Below are 4,490 nucleotides of genomic sequence, written 5' to 3'. Positions count from 1 at the left end.
GTCACCTCGACGCCGTACTCCGCGAGCGCGTCCTCGACGGCGTTGGCAATCGCCGCCGCCGGCGCGATGACGCCGCTCTCCCCGACGCCCTTGATCCCCAACTCGTTGACGGCCGACGGGTAGTCCAGGTGCGCCACCTCCAGGGCCGGGACGTGGTCGGCGCGCGGGAGCCCGTACTCCATGAACGTGCCGGTCAGAAGCTGCCCCTCCGCATCGTACACCAGCTCCTCCGAAAGCGCGGCGCCGATGCCCTGGACGATGCCGCCGTGTAGCTGACCCTCGACCACCATGGGGTTGATCGGGCGCCCGCAGTCGTGAACAGCCCCGTACTTCAGCAGGCGGAGCGTGCAGGCCTCGGTGTCCACCTCGACCACCGCAGCGTGGGCGCCGAAGGCCCACGTGACGGTCTCGGGATAGAAGAATCCGCAGGCTGAGAGCCCGGGGCCTCCCGCCTCGGCGAGGACGGGGCTCCTGACCGCGGCGTGCGCCACCTCAGCGAGGCTCAGGCTCTTGTCCGGAACGCCTTTTACGCAGACGCGCCCGTCGACCAGCTCGATGTCCTCGGGAGCGCACTCGAAGAGGTCCGCCGCTACGAGCCGGGCCTTCCGGGCGACCTCGCCCGCGCTCCGGGCCACGGCGGGGCCGGCGACGGCAGCGACACGGCTGGCGATGGTCCCCATCCCGTAGCCGATGAGCTGCGTGTCGCCGCCGAGCACGACCACGTCCTCGGGCAGCACCCCGAGCCGGTCGGCGCAGACCTGGGCCAGCGTTGTCTCGTGCGCTTGCCCCCCCGCCGCGACGCCCACGTGAACGTAGACGATGCCGCTCGGGTCCACCCGCACCGCGGCGCCCTCGAAGGGGCCGAGCCCCGTTCCCTCCACGTATGCGGACAGCCCGATGCCGATCGGCGTCGCGCTGGCGCGGCGCGCCGCCTGCTCCTTTCGCCAGCCCGCATAGTCGAGGAGCGCGAGCACCTTCTCGAAGCCGGCGGGATAGTCTGCGGGGTCGTAGGCGATCGGGACCCCGTCGCGGTAGGTGAGCCCGGTGCGGAACGGCATCTCGTCGGGCCGGATCATGTTCCGGCGACGGAGCTCGGCCGGGTCCATTCCGAGGCGGCGCGCCGCCCGGTCGAGCAGCCGGTCCAGCACGAAGGCGGCCTCGGGTCGGCCCGCGCCGCGGTACGCGGCTGCGAAGGGCTTGTGGGTCACGACGTTCAGACCCACACCCCGGACGTGCGGGACCCGGTAGGGACCCGGCAGGTGGTTGATGGTGTTCTGCGTGATGGCCTCTCCGAGGGTGGGATAGGCTCCGTGGTCACGGGTGAACGTGGTCTCGAGGGCGACGATCGTGCCGTCTTGCAGGAGGCCGATCCGCGCTTCGTGTTCCTGATCCCGGTCAGCAGCCGCGGCGACGAAATGCTCTCGGCGGCTCTCGACCCATTTGACCGGGCGATGGAGATGCCGCGCGACCGCCGGGACCAGGATGTCCTCGGCGTAGACGTGGCCCTTGGTTCCGAATCCGCCTCCGACCTCCGGAACCCGGACCCGGATGCGCTCCTCGGGGAGCGAAAGAACCGCGGCGAGCGCGCTCCGGACAGCGAACGGCACCTGGGTCGAGGTCCAGACCGTGAGGAGTCCCGTCAACTCGTCCTCGAAGGCCAGGACCCCGCGCGTCTCGAGCGGCATCCCGCCGACCCGCGGATAGGCCAGCCGGGCTTTCACGACCAACTCGGCCCGGGCGAAGCCCGCCGTGGTGTCGCCCGTGCCTCCGACGGAGGTGCCGGCGAGGTTGTCGGGCCACTCGTCGTGGACGACCGGGGCGTCGCGCTCGAGGGCCAGCGCGGCGCTGGCGGCCACCGGGAGCGGTTCGAACTCAAGGACTACCATGTCCATGGCATCGGCCACGCGGTAGGGGTCCTCGGCCACGACCGCGGCGATGGGCTCACCGACGTGGCGCGCCGTGTCTCCCGCGAGCACGCGATGGGAATACGGGCGCAGGCGAGGGGCCGGGACGAGCGGAGGCACCGACGCCGCGAGCTCCGGCAACTCCTCTAGCGTGAGCACGGCGACGACGCCGGGGAGGCGCGAGGCCTCGGCGCGATCGATCTTGAGGAGGCGCGCGTGGGCGTGCGGGCTCCGCACCACGCCCAGGTGGAGTATGCCCGGGAGCCTCAGGTCATCGAGGAAGCGTCCCCGCCCGGCGAGCAGGCGGGCGTCTTCTTTGCGCTTGAGGGAGGCCCCGACGAGCTTCCGAGATCCCGCTGCTCCGGCGGCAGCGGTCCGGCTGACGCTCACGTCCGGCCAGCCTTGAGATGGACATCCCGCTGCTGCTGGAGACCGGGATCGACGTACCCCATCAGGCCGGGTTGCGCGTGTCCCAGCATCACCTGGATGTAGGCGGGCTCAGCGCCGATGTTCTCGAAGCCGTGGATCACGCCCGCGGGGCAGGAGACGCAGTCCCAGCGGCCCAGCACGGCCTCGGCGCGTCGCCCGTCCCCGTCCTGCAAGAACACCCGCACCCGGCCTTCCAAAACGAAGAAGACCTCCTCCACCTCGTGCGTGTGGGGTGCGTTGCCCTGGCCCGGCGGCACGAGCATGACGCTCAGCGTGAAGTGCTCGGCGGGGATGACGCGGGCGTCGGCTTTCCCCGAGGCGCCGGTGCCGATGAAGCGATGCTGGGCGCGCCGGTAGCCCTCGATCCGCGCGTCCGCGAACGCGTCCCAGTCGGGGACCCGGTCCGCGAAGCGGACCATGCGTTGCCTCAAGAGTTCGTCAAGCGGTGTCATCCTGATCCTCCGAGACGGCCATGTTGGCGCTTCGGCGAATCGCCACCGGGAGGACAGACGGAAGGCGTAAACAAGGAGCGCGGGAAGTAACGATCACGCCCGCCACTTCCCGCGCCCTCCGGGCCGCGTGGACGCCTGGCCCTATTTCTTCAGCGTTCCCACCCAGTCGAGCGTCTTCATCCCGAGCGGTGGCGTGATCTCCTCGGCGCGCATCACGACGAGGCGGTCCAGCGTCGGGAACCCGAACTCCGGGTTGAACTTCGTCAGCCCCACGATGCCGCCGTGAACGGCCTGGTGGTCGGATCGCATCGTGATGGGCCCGTACGGAGTCTGCCAGGTCAGGCCTTCGAAGGCCTTGATGACGTCCTCGGTCTTCGGCCACCGGCCGCCCGCCTGGCCGATAGCCTTCTCATAGGCCGCCTTCAAGCCAGCGAGCGCCTGGTAGGTACGGTGGGAGGGGTAATCCGGATAGCGCCCGAACCGCGCCTTGATGCCGTCGACGAAGTCCTTCTGCATCGGGTTCTTGCCGGGGTCCGGATACAGGAAATAGCCCGGCGTGGCTCTGGGAGCCGCGATCACCCCGTCGGGCATCTCTTTCTTCAGCTCCTGCAGCGCCTGCTCCCCGGTGCTCAGGAACACCAGGCTCTCCTTGAAAAGTCCGCGCGGGGCCCCCTGCTTGACGAACGTGATCAGGCCGCCGCCCCAGAAGCTCGAGTGGATCACATCCGGCTTGGCCGCCAGGAGCTTGGAGATCTCCGCCGAGTACTCGCCGGCCTGGATCTTCGTCCAGAGCTCGGCCGCGACTCTGACGTCCGGTTTGAACCGCTGGATCGCGATCTTGAAAGCCTCCCACGAATCGCGTCCCCAGGCGTAGTCCTCGTTCGCGCCGGCGATGGTCTTCACGTCTGGCTTCATGGCGAGCACGTAGCGGGCCGCGATCACGCTGTCCGAGGCCTGGTTGTTCGACGTGCGGAAAACGTACTTCAGCTGCCTGTCCTCGGTCAGCCGGTGGGTCCCGCAGACGTGGATAATGGTCAGGACCCTCAGCTCCTCGGCCACGGGCGCGAGGGCCAGGCAGTTGGCGCTGGAGGTATAGCCGACGACCGCGTCGACCTTCTCATCCAGGGCCAGACGGCGGAACTCGGTCACCTGCTTGTCGGGCCCACCGCTCTCGTCCAGCATCACCAGCTTGACCCTGACCCCCTTGATCCCGCCTTCCTTGTTCCATTTGTCCACGAGCCACTCGGCGGTGTTCTTTCCAGGGGTGCCGAAGGTGGCCGCCGCCCCCGAAAAGAAGTCGACGAAGCCCAGCTTCAGTTCGGCGGGTGCCCCGGCGGGGCGGGCCTGCGCCGCCAGCATTGCGGGGGCAACCACGACCAGCGCCGCCACCGCGAGAGCGAGCAGGCTCAGCCAGGCGGGCGCTCTTGACGTTGATACCTTGCCCATGTCAGCTCCTCCTTTCTTCGAAGCTCCCGATCCCGTGACCATTCGGCCGCTCCCGCCCATTCCGTCGCTCGTCGAGGAAGCGGCCTCTGAAGCCCAGCGGTCCGTGCCCCCCCTTATACTCCATCGCCCCCGCAACCGCAACCCGGCCGCCAGCCTCTCGACCCTAAAAACGCTCTAAGCGAATGGGTCTGAGCGGAAGTACGTGGGGACGCGGGGTTACGGAACAACGAGTGCGCGAGAAGGCTGCTGGAAAAAACGC

At 69.3% G+C, this 4,490-nt stretch carries 3 protein-coding genes; all 3 read right to left on the bottom strand.

Features of this window, described 5'->3' with window-relative positions:
- Positions 1–2,294 (bottom strand): xanthine dehydrogenase family protein (locus HY726_04765; protein MBI4608303.1); only part of this gene is annotated, 2,294 nt, incomplete at its 3' end.
- Complete coding sequence (locus tag HY726_04760) at positions 2,291–2,785, bottom strand: cupin domain-containing protein (protein MBI4608302.1); 495 nt, start codon at positions 2,783–2,785, stop codon at positions 2,291–2,293. The genes HY726_04760 and HY726_04765, both read right to left, overlap by 4 nt.
- Positions 2,786–2,926: 141 nt before the next feature.
- Positions 2,927–4,231 (bottom strand): ABC transporter substrate-binding protein, encoded by a 1,305-nt coding sequence (locus HY726_04755; protein ID MBI4608301.1) that lies wholly within the window; start codon positions 4,229–4,231, stop codon positions 2,927–2,929.
- Positions 4,232–4,490 lie beyond the last annotated feature (259 nt).

Source organism: Candidatus Rokuibacteriota bacterium, assembly GCA_016209385.1.
Taxonomy (GTDB): domain Bacteria; phylum Methylomirabilota; class Methylomirabilia; order Rokubacteriales; family CSP1-6; genus JACQWB01.
Note: the sequence above shows the minus strand (reverse complement) of the source record. Positions and strands in the feature narration are given on the sequence as shown.

What these genes read in the sequence shown, in the direction of transcription:
- HY726_04760 (MBI4608302.1), bottom strand. Translation starts at nt 2,785, where the DNA reads ATGACACCGCTTGACGAACTCTTGAGGCAACGCATGGTCCGCTTCGCG.
- HY726_04755 (MBI4608301.1), bottom strand. Translation starts at nt 4,231, where the DNA reads ATGGGCAAGGTATCAACGTCAAGAGCGCCCGCCTGGCTGAGCCTGCTC.